Here is an 18,124-nt window from a genome sequence, read left to right as displayed (position 1 = left end):
TGCCAGTCGATGCGAGGCGGGCAGCGCCAGATTCGGGCCGATTGCCGGACAACTGGCACCATGGCGGCGCCCTGAGGTCATCTGGCCCCATCTTCCGCGATGCGAAGGCGCGCGGCCGGCGCTAGGCTCCTTCGGCGAGGAGAAGGTGGCGATGCAGTTTCCCATTCTGCTGGACCGGTCCCGGCCCGAGAGCCTGACCGAACAATTGGCCGAACAGTTGCGCACGGCGATCCGCCACCGGCGCATTCCGCCCGGCGCGCGGCTGCCCTCGTCGCGCCGCCTGTCGGAACAATTGGCGATCTCGCGCAATACCGCCGTCCGGGCCTACGACCTGCTGATCCTGGAAGGTTACGCCGAGGCGCGGGTGGCGTCCGGCATCTATGCCGCCGCGACGCCGCCGGAAGACCTGCGCCCCCCGCCCCCGGCGCCCATGGCGGCCGATGCCGCCGCCATGCCGCTGCCGCGCGTGCTGCCCCAGGCGCCCCGCCTGACCGCCCAGGCGGGCGGGCGCGTCAGCTTCGATTTCTTTCCCGGCAGGCCCGATGCCGCGCTCTTCCCCCTGAAGACCTGGCGCCGGCTGCTGCAGGACCGCCTCGCCCATGGCGGGGCCCAGGGCCTGACCCAATATGGCGATCCGGGCGGCCTGTTCGCGCTGCGCGCCGCGATCGCCGAGCATCTGGCCGCCAGCCGGGGCATCAGCGCCGATCCCGGCCAGGTGGTGATCACCGCCGGCATCCAGGAAGGTATCGGCATCGCCGCGCGCCTGTTCCTCGGCCCCGGCACCACGGCGATCGTGGAGGATCCGTGCTATCAGGGCGCCGCCTTCGCCTTTCAGGCTTCGGGCGCGGCGCTGGCCTCCGTCCCCGTCGACGCGGAAGGCCTGGTGACCGACGCCCTGCCGGACCGCCCCGCCGGCCTGGTCTATGTCACGCCCTCCCACCAATATCCGACCGGCCACGCGCTTTCGGCCGCGCGCCGCGGCGCCCTGATCGCCTGGGCACGCGCCCATGGCTGCTACATCCTGGAGGACGATTACGACGGCGACTTTCGCTATGAGGGCTCGCCCCTGCCGTCGCTGGCCGGCCTGGCGCCCGATTGCGCCATCCATCTCGGCACGTTCTCCAAATCCCTCGGGGCCGGGCTGCGGCTCGGCTACATGGTGGTGCCGCCGCGCCTGGTCGAAGCCGCGCGGGCGGCCAAGGCGCTGGCCAACAACGGCAATCCCTGGGCCGAACAGGCAACGCTGGCCGAATTCATCAAGGGTGGCAGCCATGCCGCCCATCTCGCCCGCCTGCGCACCCAGTATCGGGAGCGGCGCGACACGCTGCTCGCGGCATTGCGCCGGCATTTCGGCGAGACCGATGTCGGCGGGACCGAGGCGGGCCTGCATCTGTTCTGGCAACTGCCGCCCGGCGTGCCCGATGCCGCGACCCTGGAGGGCCTGGCCCGGCGCGCCCGCGTCGGCCTCTATCCGCTCGCCGCGGGCGGCGCCTTCGAGGCACGGCCCGGCGTGTTCAGCCGCCGCGCCATCGTGCTCGGTTACGCGGCGCTGACGCCGCGCCAGATCGACCAGGGCATCGCGCGGCTGTCCGACATCATCGACGATACGCTGGACCACCGGCACGACTTCCTCGATGCGCTGATGGTGGACGCGGCGCCGTCGCGCATGGCGGCACCGGCGACCGGGCGCAATGCCCGTCCGGCTCCCCGAAATCTTCAGAAGCCGGCCCTACGACGGCCCGTGTCCGTTCGGGCAAAGTCCAAGGCCCCGCCATCCTTCGAGGACGCCCCCATCATGCCCGTCATCCAGGGACTCTATCGCTATCCGATCAAGGGCCTGAGCGCGCAGGCCGTGGAGACGGTGACGCTGGAGGCCGACCGCCCCTTTCCCTTCGACCGTCTCTTCGCCCTGGCCCGCCCCGGCGTGCCGGTGGACGAGGACGACCCCAAATGGGCCAAGAAGGGTCTCTTCGTCATGCTGATGCTGGACGAGGCCCTGGCCCAGGTGCGGAGCCATCTGGACGTCGGGAGCGAGGTGCTGACCCTGTCCGACGGCGAGGGCGAGTTGCTCCGCGCCGACATCGGTACCGCCGCCGGACGCGCGGCGGTGGAGCGTTTCTTCGCCGGCCTGGTGCCGACGCTGCGCGGCACGCCGCGCCTGGTGCGCAGCCGGGGCGGCCATTTCATGGACAAGCCCGAGAATGTGATCTCGCTGATCAATCTCGCCACCCTGCGCAGCCTCGAGGCGCAATGGGGCGTCCCCCTCGATCCGCTGCGCTTTCGCGCCAATGTCTATATCGATGGCGCCAAGCCCTGGCAGGAGTTCGACTGGATCGGCAGCGACATCCTCCTGGGCGAGACCCTGTGCCGTGTGGAGCGGCGCAACGGGCGCTGCGGCGCGACCAATGTCAATCCGGCGAGCGGGCGCCGCGACCTCGATATTCCCGGCTCCCTGCGCGCCGCCTTCGGCCACAAGGATCTCGGCATCTATCTGACGGTGCGAAAATCGGGCCGCGTCAGCCGCGACGATACCGTCGCCATCCCCGACATCGCGCCCGCGCCGGCCACCACGGTCACCGCGACGCCGCGCCCCAGCGGCACGCGGCGCCACATCTGCCGGGGCTGCTATTTCATCTACGACGAAGCCCAGGGCCTGCCCGGCCAGGCCATCCCCCCGGGCACCGCCTTCGCCGCCCTGCCCGCCGATTGGCGCTGCCCCGACTGCGGCACCGACAAGACCACGTTCAGGCCGCTGGTGGGGTGACTGCGGGCAGACAGGGGCCGCCGCCTTTGCCAGAATGCCCCCGGTTTGGACGACGGGGGAGACGACGATGACACGGCGGGCACGCATCCTGGCGGCGGCACTGACGGTTTCGGGCACGCTCTCGGCCGGGAGCGCATGGGCCGAGATCACGGAGTGCGACCGGCTGGCGGCATCGCCGACCGACGTCGACCGGCCGGCACCGGTCAAGGGCGTCGCCATCATCGCGATCGACGTCCGCGCGGCGGTACCCGCCTGCCGCGAGGCCATGGCGGCCAATCCCGAGATCGCGCGCTACAAATATCAGCTCGCCCGGGCGCTGGCGCCGGGCAACGACCAGATGGTCGCCGAATCGACGACGCTCCTGACCGAAGCGGCGGAGGCCGGCTATCCGGACGCCATGTATTTCCTGGGTGTCATGAAGCGCAGCGGCTTCGGCGTGCCCCGCGACGTCGCGGCGGCCTTCCAATTGTTCCTGAAGGCGGCGGAAGCGGGCCATCCAAGGGCCATGCAGGCCCTCGGCAAGGCCTATACCATCGGCGAGGGCACGAAGGCCGATGCCGTCGCGGCGGCCGACTGGTTCCGCGAAGGCGCACTGGCGGGCGATGCCGAATCCATGACCATGCTGGGCCACGCCTATCTCGACGGCGCCGGCGTGCCGAAGGACATTGCCCAGGCCAAGGACTGGTACCGCCGCGCCATCGACGCCGGCTCCAAGACAGCCGCCATGGCCCTCGACCGGGCGGAAAAGATGGGCGGGGGGAATTAGCCGCACCGCTTGGCCGCATTCGCCCCACCCACCGTGCACGCATACATGGTATCGTATGCACCAGCACTGAGCGGGCGGAGATGGTGATGGCGAAATGGTGGCCCCGATGCGCGGCAGCATGTCTCGCCGCGATGGTCTGGATCGGCTCGGCATCGGCATCGGCCACGACGATTACGGATTGCGATCGGCTCGCCGCTGACCCGGAAGATTCGGGACGTCCCATGGGGATCGTCGGCCGCAGCTATTTCTGGATCCCGGCAAAGGACGCCATCGCCGCCTGCCGCGACGCCATGGCCGAATATCCCGACGAACCTCGCTTCGAGTATCAGCTCGCGAGGGCATTCGTCGCGCTGGAGGATCACCACCCCGACGTTCTTCGCCATCTGCGCAACGCGGCCGAGGCCGGCTATCCCGCCGCCCAATATCGCTATGCCGTCGAATTGCGGACGGGAGATATCGTCCCCAAGAATGCTGCCGAGGCCTTGGAATTGCACCGCAGGGCAGCATCGGCCGGAATCGTTGACGCCATGTATGCCCTGGGCCAGATGCTCGAAGCCGGTGAAGGCCATGAAGCCGATCTAGTCGCGGCCGTCGCGTGGTACCGCGAGGCCGCCGACGCCGGCAAGCCGGACGCCATGAACAACCTGGGCAAGTTGCTGTTCGAGGGCCGGGGCACCGAGAAGGACCAGGCCGCCGCTGTTGCCTTGTTCCGAAAGGCAGCCGATACCGGCCTGCCGATAGCGATGTACAACTATGCCTACAGTCTCCAGAAGGGTGAAGGCATTACCCAGGACGACGTCGAGGCCGCGAAATGGTACCTGAAGAGTGCGGAGGCCCTCTATGTGCCCGCGATGGTCAAACTCGGCGTCATGCTTCGTGAAGGTGCCGGTCTCGCCAAGGACGATATCGCCGCCACCCGCTGGATGCTACGGGCGGCCGAAGCCGGCAACAGCTACGGCATGTTCAACTACGCGATCGCCCTGAAAAATGGTTATGGCGTCGAACAGAACGAAACCGCCGCCGTCGAGTGGATGCGCAAGGCGGCCGATGCCGGCGACGCCGAGGCCATGACATTCATGGGGATCGTCTATCGGGATGGCAAAACCGTACCCGCCGACCGTGAACAAGCCAGAATGTGGTTCCGTCGTGCCATCGACGCCGGCAGCGATGACGCCACCGTTGCACTTCAAGACATGGACGGGACCGACTAGACCCCGACCTCAGGCCACCAGACCGCTGCGGCCCATGGCCAGGAACTTCTCGCGGCGGTCGCGGCGGATGGCGGGGCCGTCCTTGCCCTTGAATTCGTCGAGGGCGGAGGCGACGGCGTGGCCGACCGCGGCGACGGTCGCCTTGGGGTCGCGGTGGGCGCCGCCGAGCGGTTCCGGGACGACGGCATCGATGACGCCGAGCTTGATCAGATCCTGCGCCGTCAGCTTGAGCGCCGCCGCCGCGTCCTGGGCCCGTTCGGCCGAGCGCCACAGGATCGAGGCGCAGCCTTCGGGCGAGATCACCGAATAGACCGCGTGTTCGAGCATGAGCACCCGGTTCGCGGTGGCGAGCGCCACGGCGCCGCCCGAGCCGCCCTCGCCCACCACCACGGCGACGAGAGGCACGGAGAGCTTCAGGCAGGTCTCGGTCGAGCGGGCGATCGCTTCCGACTGGCCGCGCGCCTCCGCCTCGATGCCCGGGAAGGCGCCCGGGGTGTCGATCAGGGTGATCACCGCCATGCCGAAGCGGTCCGCCAGTTCCATCAGGCGGATCGCCTTCCGATAGCCTTCGGGCTTGGCCATGCCGAAATTGTGACGGATGCGGCCTTCGGTGTCGGCGCCCTTCTCATGGCCGACGACCATGACCGGGCGCCCCCGGAAGCGGCCCATGCCGCCGAGGATCGCCTTGTCGTCGGAAAAGGCGCGATCACCGGCGAGCGGCACGAAATCCTCGACCAGCAGCTTCACGTAGTCGTTGAAGCGCGGGCGGTTCTGGTGGCGCGCGACCTGGGTCTTCTGCCAGGCCGTAAGCCTGCCATAGGTCTGACGGAGCAGGAGATCCGCCTTGTCCTCCAGCCGGGCGATATCGTCGGCGATCGAAACGCCCGGATGTTCGGGCATCGCCTGCAGTTCCTTGATCTTCGCTTCGAGCTCCGCGATGGGCTTCTCGAAATCGAGGAACATGGCCATGGGTTTCGTCCTTCGTTAGCGCCCGATACGGTCGCCGAAGCGACCGTGGACGTCCGGTTCCGGACGCATGTCCGGAAACCGCACGCCCTGATAGCACATCACTTGCCGGCGATGCGATCGGCCTGTTCGACCAGGGACTGGGCCTGACGGATCGAGGCGATGTCGATCAGCTTGCCATCGAGAGAGACCGCGCCCTTGCCTTCCTTCTGGGCGGTCGCCATCGCTTCCAGAATCCGGCGGGCCTTGGTCACTTCCTTTTCCGAAGGGGTGAAGACTTCGTTGGCGACCGGGATCTGCTTCGGGTGGATCGCCCATTTGCCTTCGCAGCCGAGAACGGCGGCGCGGCTGGCCTGGGCCTGATAGCCGTCCGAATCCGAGAAGTCGCCGAAGGGACCGTCGATCGGACGAAGGCCATTGGCGCGGGCCGCGACCACCATGCGGGCGATCGCATAATGCCACATGTCGCCCCAATGGCGGACACGCTCGCCCGCCTCGTCCGGATCGGTCAGGACGGCGTAATTGGGGTTCGGGCCGCCGATCTGGGTCGTCTGCGCGCGGCACGAGGCGGCATAGTCGGCGACGCCGAAGTGCAGCGACTCGTTCCGCTTCGAGGCGGCGGCGATCTCGTGGATGTTCTGCATGCCGAGGGCGGTCTCGATGATGTGCTCGAGGCCGATCTTCTTCCTGCGCCCGATCGCGGTCTCGATCTGGGTCAGCATCATGTCGACGGCATAGACGTCCGACGCCGTGCCGACCTTGGGGATCATGATGAGGTCCAGACGCTCGCCGCCGCGCTCGACGACTTCCACGATGTCCTTGTAGGCATAGTGGGTGTCGAGGCCGTTGATGCGGACCGAGATCGTCTTGTCGCCCCAGTCGACGTCGTGCAGGGCCTGGATGATGTTCTCGCGCGCCTTCGGCTTGTCGTCGGGCGCGACCGCGTCCTCGAGGTCGAGGAAGATCACGTCGGCGGCCGATTTCGCGGCCTTCTCGAACATATGCGGGCTGGAGCCCGGCACCGCCAGCTCACAGCGATTGAGGCGGGAGGGGGCCTGCTCGACGGTTTTGAAGCTCATCAGGAACGTCTCCGGATTGGGTGGCGGGGACCGTAAGAAGGCGCCAATCGCTTGTCAACTTGTGCGGCGCGGCGATTTTGCCATCGGATGATGACGATTGACGAGGCTGCGCAGTTTTTCGTCGAGGATATGGGTGTAAATCTCCGTCGTGGAGATATCGGCATGGCCCAGCAGGGTCTGCACCACCCGGAGATCGGCGCCATGGGCCAGCAGATGCGAGGCGAAGGCATGGCGCAGCACATGAGGGGACACGCGCGTCGGCTCGATCCCCGCCTCGATCGCCAGCGCCTTCAGCCCCTGGGCGAAATGCTGGCGCGTCATATGGCCGGTCGCGGTGCCGGCGGGAAAGAGGAACTTCGCCTGTTTGGCCAAGAGGCCCTTGGGCCGGAAGCCCAGCCAGCGCGCGATGGCGGCGCGGGCGGGGTCCGACAGGGGCACCATGCGCTCGCGCCCGCCCTTGCCCGTGACTAGGACGAAGCGCGGGTCCTGGGCCAGCGCCGAAAGCGGCAGGCCGACCAGTTCCGAGACCCGAAGCCCGGTCGCATAGAGGATTTCGAGGAGCGCCATGAAGCGCACGACGCGCTTTTCCCGCGCCTTGCCGGCGGGATCGGTCAAGGCTTCGGCAGCGATCCTCAGCATCGCCTCCACCTCGTCCTCGGTCAGATATTTGGGCAGGCGGCGGCCCCGGCGCGGAGCTTCGATGCGGCTGGTCGGATCGTCCGCCCGCAGGCCGTCGTCGAGCGAGAAGCGATGGAACTGGCGGAGCGCCGACAGCCGGCGCGCCGCCGTGGCCGGTTTCAGGCCCCGTCCCTCGACCGAGGCGAAGTAAGCCTCCACCTCCTCCGGTCCGGCGCGGTCGATCGAGCCGCCCCGCTTCGCCAGGAAGGCGGCATAGTCGATCAGGTCGGTGCGATAGGCGGTGAGCGTGTTGCGGGCGGCGTTGCGTTCCGCCGCCATCATTTCGAGAAAGGCGTCGATGACGTCGGCCGCCCTGCCGCTCGGCACGAAGGCGGGCTTGGCCGGTGGCCGGCCCCGTCGCCGTTTCGGGGTTTCCTCGCTCAAAGCCCCGCCGCCAGCGCGATCTCGATCGCGAGATCGCGGGCCTCGGCCGTCAGACCGGCCCGGACGAGACCGGCGACCGCCGCCCCCGCCGCCTTGGGCTCCAGGCCCTGCAAGCCGTTGCCGCCCAGGAATTCCAGCACCAGGGCCACCGCCTCGCCCCGCCGGCCGCCGGCGAGCGCCGCATCGAGGCCGGGGATCGCGGGATTGCCGCCGGTCCGATCGAGACGCGCGGCAAGGTCGTCCGGCAGGCGCCGGCCGCCCAGCGCATCGAGAAGGGCCGCCGTCATGTCGCCCCCCCGCTCCCCCGCCGTCCCGGCGGGCAGCGCATCCTCGAAATCGTCGAAGCGCGGCGGCACCGCCGCATCGCCCGCCAGCAGGGCACGGTAAGGCCAGAGGCGGGCGAGGTCGCGCGAATCCCCGGCATTCCTCGCCAGCCGCTCGATCTGGCGGAGCGCCGCCGCCCGGTCGCCGGCGCGAAGCGCGGCACGGACGAGGCCGGCGCCGATCGCGGGCGGCAGGGACTGGTCCGCCGTATCGGCGATGGCACGGCCTTCGACCCTTGCCGCCACGGTGGCGAGACCATCCGCCTCCGCCGCCTCGACGAAGGCGACGACGGCCTGGGCGCGGACGGCGGGGCCCGAGGCTTCGAGCACGGCCCGATGCAGGACGGCCCGGCGCATGGGCGGCGACAGATCGGCGGGCGCCGCCAGGGGCGCCGGCCCGCCGGCATAGAGAAGTGCGAGATCGGCGGGATCGACGAGGCCGAGGCGGACACCCCGTTCCGCCGCGCCCAGGCGCAATCCGATCGGCGCCTTCGCGCGCGCCAGCAGGCCGAGGACCAGCGGCGGCGGATCGTCGAAGGCTTCGGGCGGCGGCGCCAGATCGAGCGCGGCGGCGGCCCAGAGGGCGAGCGGATCCGTCCCCCCGACATCCGAGGACGCGGCCCGTTCACCGCCGGTCAGGGCGCGCAGCAGATGTTCGAAGCCGAGGCCGACCGCCCCCTGTTCGTGGGCGAGATCGAGGGCGAGCTGCGCCCCGATGGTATCGCCCGCCACCGCCCGGCACAGGGCCACGGCCCGCAGCACGTCGACGTCGAGCCCGCCCGCGCCCGGCACCCGGTCGAGCCCGGCATCGCAGAGACGACGCCGGTCGCCCGCCGCGGCGAGGCCGCGCACGACATGGGGGACGGAGGGCGCGGGCAGGCCGGCGAGACGCCCGGCGAAACTCGCCAGATCCTCGGCCGCACCGGCGGCAGCCAGTTTCTCGATCACCCTTGCGGTGGCATCGGGCACGGAGGGGGCCGCCATCAGCAGACGCTGGGTCAGGCGGCGGGGCACCGTGCCCCGTGCCGGCGCCGGCACATTGGCCAGCAGGGGCGCCACGAGGCCCGGCGGCGTGCCGAGCCAGAGCTCGCCGCTGCCGATCGGCGCCGGCGCGGCGACATCCTCGCCTTCGAGCGGACGGACGGTGTCGAGCGGGGCGATCTCGATTGGCGGCGGCAGGGCGGCACCGCGCGGCATGGTCTCGCCGTCAGCAGGTCCCGCGTCAACCGGCGCGCCCATGTCGGGCGGCATCAGGGACAGGGGGCCATCCCCGTCTTCAGGACCGGACGGGGCCGGCGGCGACACCGGCGGCGCGGGATCGCCATAGAGAAAATCGGGCAGGATCCGGACGGGACCTTCGGCGCGCGCCGGCGTCGGCACGACCAGACTGCCCCCGAGGCAGGACAGGAGTCCCAGCGCCAGAACGGCCCGCCGGGGGGATGCCTGCCGTCGCCTGGTCTGCCGTCGCCTAGTCGGGGAAGCGGTCATTGGGCAGGACCTGCTCCATCCTTTCGCGCGAGACCGGCGGGTCGAAGGTCGCCAGATAGGCGCCGCCCCCGACCACCGCGGCGACGAGGACCCCGAAGACGATGAAGAGAAACTTCGACATGGGCTGATACTGACGATCCGGATGAGGCAGGAATGTGGCACCGGTCACGGGACGGCGCCGGGCGCGCCGATTCCCCAACGGCTTCGATGCGGCCACTGTAAGGGCCGCCCCGCGGCAGGACAAGGCCGCGACCGATCCCGCGACGGCCCGCAGATTCGACCGATGGCGCCTTGAAAGATACGGGACCAAAGGGCACATTCCGCCCGTGGACGACAACCTTCATAGCGCTGAAACCCAGGCCGACGCCCCGGTACCGCCAATCCCGCCCTTCAGGCTGGCGCGGACCGTCGTGCTGGTCGGCCTTATGGGCGCCGGCAAATCCTCGATCGGCAAGCGCCTCGCCCAGCGTCTCCACGTTCCCTTCGTCGACGCCGACACCGAGATCGAACAAGCCGCCGGCTGCACCATCGACGAGATTTTCGAGCGCCATGGCGAAACCGCCTTTCGCGACGGCGAGCGGCGCGTGATCGCCCGCCTGCTGACCGGCTCGCCGCCCCATGTGCTGGCGACCGGCGGCGGCGCCTTCATGGATCCCGAAACCCGGGCCAGGATCAAGGCGACCGCCGTCTCCATCTGGCTGCGCGCCGATCTCGACGTGTTGCTGCGCCGGGTGAAGAAGCGCAACAACCGCCCGCTTCTGAAGAAGGGCGACCCGCGCGAGATCCTGGAGCGTCTCATCGCGACGCGCTATCCCGTCTATGCCGAGGCGGATCTGGTGGTCGACAGCCTGGACGGCCCGCACGACCAGGTGGTGGACGCCATCCTGACCCTGATCGCCCCCGGCGAGGAAACCGAGCATGCCTGACAGCGCCGTAACCGTTCCCGTTGCCCTGGGCGAACGCGCCTACGACATTCATATCGGCGCCGGCGTGATCGACAGCCTGGGCGCGGGCGTGCGCGACCTCTTTCCCAAGGGCCGGGCCCTGATCGTGACCGACGAAAACGTCGCCGCGCTTCACCTCGAGCGGGCCCAGGCCAGCCTCGATGCCGCCGGTGTGCACCACGAAACGGTCGTGATGCCGCCGGGCGAAGGCACCAAGTCCTTCCCCATGCTGGAACGGCTGATGTCCCGCCTGCTGGACGCGCGGATCGAACGGCGCGACGCCGTGGTTGCCCTTGGCGGCGGCGTGATCGGTGATCTGGCCGGTTTCGCGGCGGCGATCGCCAAGCGTGGCGTCGACTTCGTGCAGGTGCCGACCACCCTGCTCTCTCAGGTCGATTCCTCGGTCGGCGGCAAGACCGGCATCAACACGTCCCACGGCAAGAATCTGGTCGGTGCCTTCCATCAACCCCGCCTGGTGCTGGCGGATGTCGCCATTCTCGAAACCCTGCCCCGGCGCGAATTGCTGGCGGGCTATGCCGAGGTGGTGAAATACGGCCTGCTCGGCGATGCCGCATTCTTCGACTGGCTGGAAGCGAACGGGCCCGCCCTGGTCGACGGCGACCGCGCGGCCCGGATCGAGGCGGTGCGCCGCTCCGTCACGGCGAAGGCCGGCATCGTCGCCCGCGACGAGCGCGAGACGGGCGAACGCGCCCTCCTCAACCTCGGCCATACGTTCGGCCATGCGCTGGAGGCCGCGACCGGCTTCGGCCCCCGCCTGCTCCACGGCGAAGGAGTCGCCATCGGCATGCGCCTCGCCTTCGATCTCTCGGTCCGCCTCGGCCTCTGTCCGGGACAGGACGCGGTCAGGGCCTGCCGCCACATGGCCGCCGTCGGCCTGCCGGTCGCCCCCGCCGACATCGAGGGCGCGGCACAGATCGCCGGCGAATTGGCGCCCGACGCCCTGATCCATCACATGGCCCAGGACAAGAAGGTGAAGGACGGCAAGCTGACCTTCATCCTGGCGCGGCGCATCGGCGAGGCCTTCATCACCCAGGACGTGCCGCTCGACGCGGTCGCGGACGTGCTGCGCGCCGCCTGAGGCGCGAACACCCTCCATACGGACGATCCGCCCCCTCCCTTTCGCCGGCACGATGGCGATGGGGAGGATCACGCATGACCGGAAATGAACTGGAGGGCCGCATCGCCCTCGTCACCGGCGCCAACCGCGGCATCGGGCTGGAAACCGCCAAGGGCCTCGTCGCCCGGGGCGCCGAGGTCGTCATCGCCTGCCGCGACGAGAGTCGCGCGGCCGAGACCCTGGACCGGCTCCGCGCCGTCCGCCCGGGCGCCACGGTTCGCGCCGCCCTGCTGTCCCTCGACGATCTGGCATCGGTCCGCGATTGCGTGGCGACGGTGTCGGACAGCCTGCCCGGGCTCGACATCCTGGTCTGCAATGCCGGCGTCTTCGGCGTCGAACACGGCCATACCGCTCAGGGCTTCGAATGGCATTTCGGCGCCAATTGCCTCGGCCACTTCGCGCTGACCCTCGGCCTGCTGCCCCTGATGGCCGGGCGGCGCGATGCCCGCGTCGTCACCGTGACCAGCGCCATGTACCGGCGCGGCAGGATCGATTTCGAGGATCTCGACTGGCGCGCGCGGCGTTACAACAAGTGGCAGGCCTATGCGGATTCGAAACTCGGCAATCTGCTCCTCGCCGAGGAATTGCAAAGGCGCCTGGACCAGGCCGGGATCGGCGTCAAGAGCCTGCTCTCCCACCCCGGCTATGCCGCGACCAACAGTGCCTGGGGCGGACGCTCGATCAAGCCGACCCTGATGGAGACGGCGATGCTCGCCCTCGGTAATGCCCTGATGGCGCAGTCGCCAGCGATGGGGGCCGCCCCCAGCCTGCTGGCCGCGACCGATCCCGCCGCGCGGGGCGGCGATCTCTACGGTCCGTCGAAGCTGGGGGGTATGCGCGGGGCGCCGGCCAAGGCGGACAAGAAGATCACGCCCGATCCCGCGACGGCGGCGCGGCTCTTCGATCTCGCGCTGGCGCGCACCGGCACACGCTGGGACTTTCGCGACGCCGCCTGACATGCTCAAGTCGGGGCATGTGAAGGACTTGCCCCGATGCTGAAACCGCCCGATTCCCCCGTTCCGGACGACATCGTCACCCTTGCCGACATCGAGGCGGCGGCCACGGCGCTCGCGGGCCAGATCGTGCCGACCCCCTGCGCCGAAGCCCGGACGCTCGGCCAGATCGCGGGGGCCCGCCTCTTCGTCAAGTTCGAGAACCTGCAGTTCACCGCCTCCTTCAAGGATCGCGGCGCCTGCAACAAGCTGCAGGGCCTGACGGCGGCGGAACGCGCGGCCGGCGTGATCGCCATGTCGGCCGGCAATCATGCCCAGGGGATCGCCTATCACGCCGCCCGCCTCGGCATTCCGGCGACCATCGTCATGCCGAGGACGACGCCCTTCGTCAAAGTGCGCCAGACCCGCGACCACGGCGCCCGCGTGGTTCTGGAAGGCCAGGTGCTGGCGGATGCCTTCGTCGCCGGATTGCGGATTGCGGAGGCAGAAGGCCTGACCCTGGTCCATCCCTTCGACGATCCGGCGGTGATCGCCGGCCAGGGCACGGTCGCCCTCGAAATGCTGGCCGCCGTGCCCGACCTCGACTGTATCGTCGTACCCATCGGCGGCGGCGGGTTGATCGGCGGCATCGCGACGGCGGCCAAGGCGCTCAAGCCCGGGATCGAGATCATCGGGGTGGAGGCCGCGCTCTACCCCTCCATGAAGAATGCCCTCGACGGCAGGGAGGAAGCCTGCGGCGGCATGACCATCGCCGAGGGTATCGCGGTGAAGACCGCCGGACGCATCACCGCCGCCATCGCGCGCCGCCTGGTCGACGATATCCTGCTGGTTTCGGAGGCGGAGCTGGAACAGGCGGTCGGCCTGCTCCTCGCCATCGAAAAGACGGTGGCGGAAGGGGCCGGGGCCGCGGCACTCGCCGCCGTGCTGGCCGATCCCGCGCGCTTCCGGGGCCGGCGCATCGGCCTCGTGCTCTCGGGCGGCAATATCGACCCCCGCCTGCTGGGCGAGGTGATCCGCCGCAATCTGGTGCGGGAGGGACGGATCGCCGGCCTTCGTGTGATGATTTCCGACAGTCCCGGCACCCTCGCCGTGATCGCCAATCTGATCGCGGATGCCGGCGGCAATATCCTCGAAGTATCGCACCAGCGCCTGTTCCTCGACGTCCCCGTGAAGAACACCGATCTCGACCTCATCGTCGAAACCCGCGACACCGATCATCTGCACGAGATCATCGCCCGCATCGAGGCGGCCGGCTTCCCGGTGAAGCGCCTCGCCAATACGGCGGCCTGATCCGCCTCGACGTCACATTCGGGCAGCCCCTTCAACAGCCATCGTCCCGGCGAAGGCCGGGACCTCGGCCAGAAGAGGTCTCTTTCTGCACCAGATCCCGGCCTCCGCCGGGATGACGCTGCTGGAAAGAGCGATGAAAACGGTCTGAGACCGTCCCCTACCGCCCCATGTTCTGGAGGACGACGACCCAGTCCCGCCCTTCGCCGCCGGGCAGGATGTGACCGAAGCCGTCGGCGGGGATGCGGCTGAGGGTGACGCCCTGGAGGACGTTGCCGCCGATCGCCTCCACGCAGCGCCGGGCCGGCGAGAAGGCGCAGCCGACAGTGCCGACGACGATGTCGCAATGCATGGGGCGGGAGCCGCCGGCCGGCAGGGCACGCCAGTCGGCGGGCGGCGAACCGCTGCGGGTGGCGCAGACGAGATCGCCGGGCCGGGGCGCGACGTCGCGGATGCCGGCGGCGCGGAAGGCCCTGGTGCCGGGTGCCGCCGTGATGGCGTCGGCGACATAATCCCAATGGGTATCGCTGTAGCGGAAGCGCTGGTCCGGCACGCCGCCCATGAAGACGATGTAGGAGACGAAGGCCGCCGACCAGGGATCGGCGAAGGGCGCCGAGCCGACGGGCAGGTTTTCGAGGGCGTAGCGGTCGATGGCGCCATCGGGCGCGCGCACCCGGTCGAAGCCGGCGTATTGCGCCGCCGTCTCCCAATAATTGCGATAGGGCGGCGCGGCGCACCAGTAGTTCGCCAGCATGGGAAAGGCGTCGGCCTCCTGCTCCCAGACCGTCGGCATGCCGCCGGACAGCATCAGAATGGAGCGGCCGGGCTGCAGTTCGACCACGCGCTCGCCCCAGCGGCGCCACTCGGCGGTGGCGGCGCGCACCATGGCGCCCGAAAGCCCCTCGGCCGCCGGCGACGGACGGCGGTCGGAACAGGCGAGCGGCACGGGCACGGCACGAACCGGCCTGGGCGCGGCCGCGCCCGCCGCCGACGACACGCCGGCGCCCTGGCTGCGCGTGCCCTGGCTGCCTGTACCGGGGTGCCTGGCGCAGGATCCCAGCATCACGAACAGCATGAGGCACAGAAGGGCCGTAATCGCCGTCTTCATGAAAATCCCCGCTCGCGCGACCGCCTAAGCGGTTTGTTAACCACCCTGCGCCAGAGTGCAACAGTCCATACGCAATGATTCACAGGCCAGAAGGGCCGCGCCACATGCTGCTGATCATCGGTATCGTCGTCGTCCTCGGGAGCGTGTTGTCCGGCTATATCCTGGCGGGCGGCCATGTCGAGGTGCTCTGGCAGCCGCTCGAATTCCTCATCATCTTCGGCGCCGCCATCGGCGCCTATATCATCGCCAACCCCCCGCCCGTCCTGAAGAAGACGGGCAAGGCGATCGCCGGCGCCATGAAGGGGCCGCGCTACAAGCAGGACGCCTTCCTCGAGTTGCTGACCCTGCTCTATTCCGTGTTCAAGCTGGCGAAGAGCAAGGGCATGCTGGCCCTCGAACAGCATGTCGAGAACCCGCACGACAGCACCCTGTTCAACCAGTTCCCGACCTTCGCCAAGGACCATCATGCCGTCACCTTCCTGTGCGACTACCTGCGCCTGATGACGCTCGGCACCGAGAACGCCTTCGAGATGGAGAGCCTGATCGACCTCGAGCTCGAGACCCATGCGGCCGAGGAACACGAGGTCTCCCACGCCATCCAGAACATGGCCGACGGCATGCCGGCGCTCGGCATCGTCGCCGCCGTGCTCGGCATCATCCATACCATGGGCTCGATCACAGAGCCGCCGGAAGTGCTGGGCCATCTGATCGGCGCGGCCCTGGTCGGCACCTTCATGGGCGTCTGGATGTCCTATGGTTTCGTCGCCCCGATCGCCAATTCCGTGCGCGCCACCCATGAGGCGGAGATGCGCTACCTCCATTGCATCAAGGCCGGGCTGCTCGCCCACCTCCAGGGCTATCCGCCGGCGGTTTCGGTGGAATTCGCCCGCAAGGCCCTGCAGACCCACGTCCGCCCGACCTTCTACGAGGTCGAGGAAGCGACCCAGAAGCTCCAGCCCGTCTAGGACCCGTCCATGGCCAATGGTGACATGGGCAACGGCCCGACCATCGTCGTCAAGAAGGTGAAGAAGGTCGCGGGCGGCCACCACGGTGGTGCCTGGAAGGTCGCCTACGCCGATTTCGTCACCGCCATGATGGCCTTCTTCCTGCTGCTGTGGCTGCTGAACGCCACGTCGGAGGCGCAGAAACAGGGCATCGCCGATTATTTCGACCCGGTCTCCGTATCCGAGACCACATCGGGCGCCGGCGGCGTCCTGGGCGGCGAGACCATCGCCCGGGACGGCAATCGCAACAATGGCGGCAGCCCCGCCCTGATCACCCGCATCGAACCCCAGCGCCCGCCGAGCGAAAGCGAGAGCGAGCGCGAGCCGATCGAGGACGACAGCCGCCCGATCAGCGATCTCGGCCAGGAGGGTCGGGAAACCGGCGGCGAACAGACCGACGTCGGCGAGCGCAGCGCGGCGGTCGCGACGCCCGCGCCGGGCGAGGAAGAGGCCCGCAGCGAGCGGCCCGATGCCGAAGGCGTCGGCCGGCGCCCGGTGGATGCCTTCGGCCCCCAGGCCCCGCCCCTCAGCGAGGACGAGCGCGCCCGGACCGAGGCCATGGCCCGCGCCGAGGAACAGCGCTTCGCCGAAACCGCGCAGGCACTCCGCCTGGCACTGCAGTCGTCGCCCGAGATGCGGGCCATCGCCGGCCAGGTGCTGGTCGACGTCACGCCCGAGGGCATGCGCATCCAATTGGTCGACAGCAGGCGCGAAGCCATGTTCCAGTCCGGCTCTTCGCGCATGTCGCCGGCCATGGTCGAACTGCTGGGCAAGATCGCCGGCATCGTCGGCCGCCTGCCGAATCGAATCGCCGTCGCCGGCCATACCGATGCGGCGCCCTACCGCTCGTCGACCGGCTATACCAATTGGGAACTGTCGGCCGACCGCGCCAACGCCAGCCGCCGCGTCCTGACCGAAGCCGGCATCCGGCCCGAGCGGGTCTATCAGATCTCGGGCAAGGCGGCGTCGGAACCCCTGAACCCCGACGATCCGCTGGATCCGGCCAACCGCCGCATCACCATCACCCTGCTGCGCGAGACCCCGGCCCTGCCGCCCGGCATCGCCGCCACCCCCGCCCTGCCCTGACCCTTCCCGTCCTGGCCCTTGCCTTGCCTTCCCGTCCCGCCCCTTCCCTTTCCCGCGGCCGGTTCCCTTTCCGCCCGCGCCGGCCCAGAATGGTCGGCATGGCAGATGGTCGACATGACAGATGGTCGGCATGACAGGCGGAACGGCGCGATGAGCGTTTCCATACAGACCGGCGACATCGACGTGGGCGCCATTCTCGACGCCCTTGCCGGCGACGGCGGCACCGGCGCCGTCGCCAGTTTCATCGGCCTGGTGCGCGATCATGGCGACCGCAAGGACATCGTCGCCATCGAGCTGGAGCACTATCCCGGCATGACCGAACGCGCGCTTTCCGCGATCGAGGACGAGGCCCGCCGTCGCTTCGCCCTGACCGGCTGCGCCATCGTCCACCGGGTCGGGCGGCTCGATCTCGGCCAGCGCATCGTCATGGTCGCGGCGGCGGCCCCCCATCGTGCCGCCGCGCTCGATGCCTGCGCCTTCCTGATCGATTGGCTGAAGACCAAGGCCCCCTTCTGGAAGCGCGAGATCACGGCGGACGGCGCCGCCGAATGGGTCGCCGCCAAGATGGGCGACGATGCCGCCGCCGCGCGCTGGGCTGTCCCCCGCCCCACCGGAACCGATGGCCCCGATTGATCTCCCGATTGACCCGCAAAATGGAAAATAATAATTTTCCAAATGCATCCGACGGCGTTCAAAGCCTTGACCTGCCTCGCCGCCCGGATTATCTGCGGTTGGTGGCCGGAAATTATCTCAATTCCTGTTTTCCGGTGTGATTTCTCCTCGAACCTTGGAAGCTCGCCGTGTCCACACCATCACTGACTCACCTGCAGCGTCTGGAAGCGGAGAGCATCCACATCATGAGGGAGGTTGTTTCGGAGACGGAGCGCCCGGTGATGCTCTATTCGGTGGGCAAGGACAGCGCGGTGATGCTGCATCTGGCGCAGA

The 18,124-nt window shown here is 69.4% G+C and carries 16 protein-coding genes and 1 pseudogene; 11 read left to right on the top strand and 6 right to left on the bottom strand.

Features of this window, described 5'->3' with window-relative positions; genetic code table 11:
- The first annotated feature begins 151 nt into the window (after positions 1-151).
- The 3 genes from pdxR (at position 152) to L2U69_RS18765 (ending at position 4,741) form a co-directional block, all read left to right on the top strand.
- On the top strand, positions 152-2,764 hold the full coding sequence (pdxR, locus tag L2U69_RS18775) for a MocR-like pyridoxine biosynthesis transcription factor PdxR (protein WP_236108663.1): 2,613 nt from the start codon (positions 152-154) through the stop codon (positions 2,762-2,764).
- 67 nt (positions 2,765-2,831) lie between these two features.
- On the top strand, positions 2,832-3,530 hold the full coding sequence (locus L2U69_RS18770; RefSeq protein WP_236108662.1) for a tetratricopeptide repeat protein: 699 nt from the start codon (positions 2,832-2,834) through the stop codon (positions 3,528-3,530).
- An 86-nt stretch (positions 3,531-3,616) separates the two neighbouring features.
- A complete protein-coding gene (locus L2U69_RS18765; protein WP_236108661.1) occupies positions 3,617-4,741 on the top strand; it encodes a tetratricopeptide repeat protein in 1,125 nt (374 codons plus the stop codon).
- 9 nt (positions 4,742-4,750) lie between these two features.
- Here the strand turns inward: L2U69_RS18765 and L2U69_RS18760 are convergent, their stop codons facing one another.
- The 5 genes from L2U69_RS18760 to L2U69_RS18740 form a co-directional block, all read right to left on the bottom strand.
- Positions 4,751-5,710 carry an acetyl-CoA carboxylase carboxyltransferase subunit alpha gene (locus L2U69_RS18760; RefSeq protein WP_236108660.1) on the bottom strand — a complete coding sequence of 320 codons (960 nt, stop codon included), beginning with the start codon at positions 5,708-5,710 and terminating at the stop codon, positions 4,751-4,753.
- 98 nt (positions 5,711-5,808) lie between these two features.
- Positions 5,809-6,786 (bottom strand): HpcH/HpaI aldolase/citrate lyase family protein, encoded by a 978-nt coding sequence (locus L2U69_RS18755; protein WP_236108659.1) that lies wholly within the window; start codon positions 6,784-6,786, stop codon positions 5,809-5,811.
- Positions 6,787-6,840: 54 nt separating this feature from the next.
- Positions 6,841-7,848 carry a site-specific tyrosine recombinase XerD gene (locus L2U69_RS18750; RefSeq protein WP_236108658.1) on the bottom strand — a complete coding sequence of 336 codons (1,008 nt, stop codon included), beginning with the start codon at positions 7,846-7,848 and terminating at the stop codon, positions 6,841-6,843.
- Positions 7,845-9,551, bottom strand: coding sequence for a hypothetical protein (locus L2U69_RS18745; RefSeq protein ID WP_236108657.1), 1,707 nt, complete (start codon positions 9,549-9,551; stop codon positions 7,845-7,847). Before L2U69_RS18745 ends, L2U69_RS18750 begins: the two co-directional genes overlap by 4 nt.
- Positions 9,552-9,639: 88 nt before the next feature.
- A complete protein-coding gene (locus L2U69_RS18740; protein ID WP_236108656.1) occupies positions 9,640-9,780 on the bottom strand; it encodes a hypothetical protein in 141 nt (46 codons plus the stop codon).
- A 259-nt stretch (positions 9,781-10,039) separates the two neighbouring features.
- On the opposite strand from L2U69_RS18740, the gene L2U69_RS18735 reads away from it, so the two are divergent.
- From L2U69_RS18735 to L2U69_RS18720, 4 genes are all read left to right on the top strand, one after another.
- Positions 10,040-10,585, top strand: a complete 546-nt coding sequence (locus tag L2U69_RS18735; protein WP_456243238.1) for a shikimate kinase — start codon at positions 10,040-10,042, stop codon at positions 10,583-10,585.
- Complete coding sequence (gene aroB / locus L2U69_RS18730) at positions 10,578-11,702, top strand: 3-dehydroquinate synthase (RefSeq protein WP_236108655.1); 1,125 nt, start codon at positions 10,578-10,580, stop codon at positions 11,700-11,702. Before L2U69_RS18735 ends, aroB begins: the two co-directional genes overlap by 8 nt.
- 74 nt (positions 11,703-11,776) lie before the next feature.
- The gene (locus tag L2U69_RS18725; protein WP_236108654.1) at positions 11,777-12,697 is read left to right on the top strand and encodes an SDR family NAD(P)-dependent oxidoreductase; all 921 of its coding nucleotides are present in this window, start codon (positions 11,777-11,779) and stop codon (positions 12,695-12,697) included.
- Between the two features lie 36 nt (positions 12,698-12,733).
- Entirely contained in the window at positions 12,734-13,984 is a 1,251-nt protein-coding gene (locus L2U69_RS18720; protein WP_236108653.1) for a threonine ammonia-lyase, read from the top strand.
- A gap of 157 nt (positions 13,985-14,141) precedes the next feature.
- Here L2U69_RS18720 and L2U69_RS18715 read toward each other — a convergent pair whose 3' ends face one another.
- Positions 14,142-15,089: a DUF2272 domain-containing protein gene (locus tag L2U69_RS18715; RefSeq protein WP_236108652.1), complete on the bottom strand. Its 948-nt coding sequence runs from the start codon at positions 15,087-15,089 to the stop codon at positions 14,142-14,144.
- Between the two features lie 104 nt (positions 15,090-15,193).
- Between L2U69_RS18715 and motA the strand changes: the two genes are divergently transcribed.
- The 4 genes and pseudogenes from motA to L2U69_RS18695 form a co-directional block, all read left to right on the top strand.
- Positions 15,194-16,054, top strand: a complete 861-nt coding sequence (gene motA, locus L2U69_RS18710) for a flagellar motor stator protein MotA (protein ID WP_236108651.1) — start codon at positions 15,194-15,196, stop codon at positions 16,052-16,054.
- A 9-nt stretch (positions 16,055-16,063) separates the two neighbouring features.
- The gene (locus tag L2U69_RS18705; protein ID WP_236108650.1) at positions 16,064-17,179 is read left to right on the top strand and encodes a flagellar motor protein MotB; all 1,116 of its coding nucleotides are present in this window, start codon (positions 16,064-16,066) and stop codon (positions 17,177-17,179) included.
- Between the two features lie 150 nt (positions 17,180-17,329).
- The gene (locus tag L2U69_RS18700) at positions 17,330-17,812 is read left to right on the top strand and encodes a molybdenum cofactor biosynthesis protein MoaE (protein ID WP_236108649.1); all 483 of its coding nucleotides are present in this window, start codon (positions 17,330-17,332) and stop codon (positions 17,810-17,812) included.
- 182 nt (positions 17,813-17,994) lie between these two features.
- Positions 17,995-18,124: pseudogene (locus L2U69_RS18695) on the top strand (sulfate adenylyltransferase subunit CysD); the annotation flags it as partial.

The sequence above is a fragment of the Zavarzinia marina genome, assembly GCF_021568905.1.
GTDB lineage: Bacteria > Pseudomonadota > Alphaproteobacteria > Zavarziniales > Zavarziniaceae > Zavarzinia > Zavarzinia marina.
Note: the sequence above shows the minus strand (reverse complement) of the source record. Positions and strands in the feature narration are given on the sequence as shown.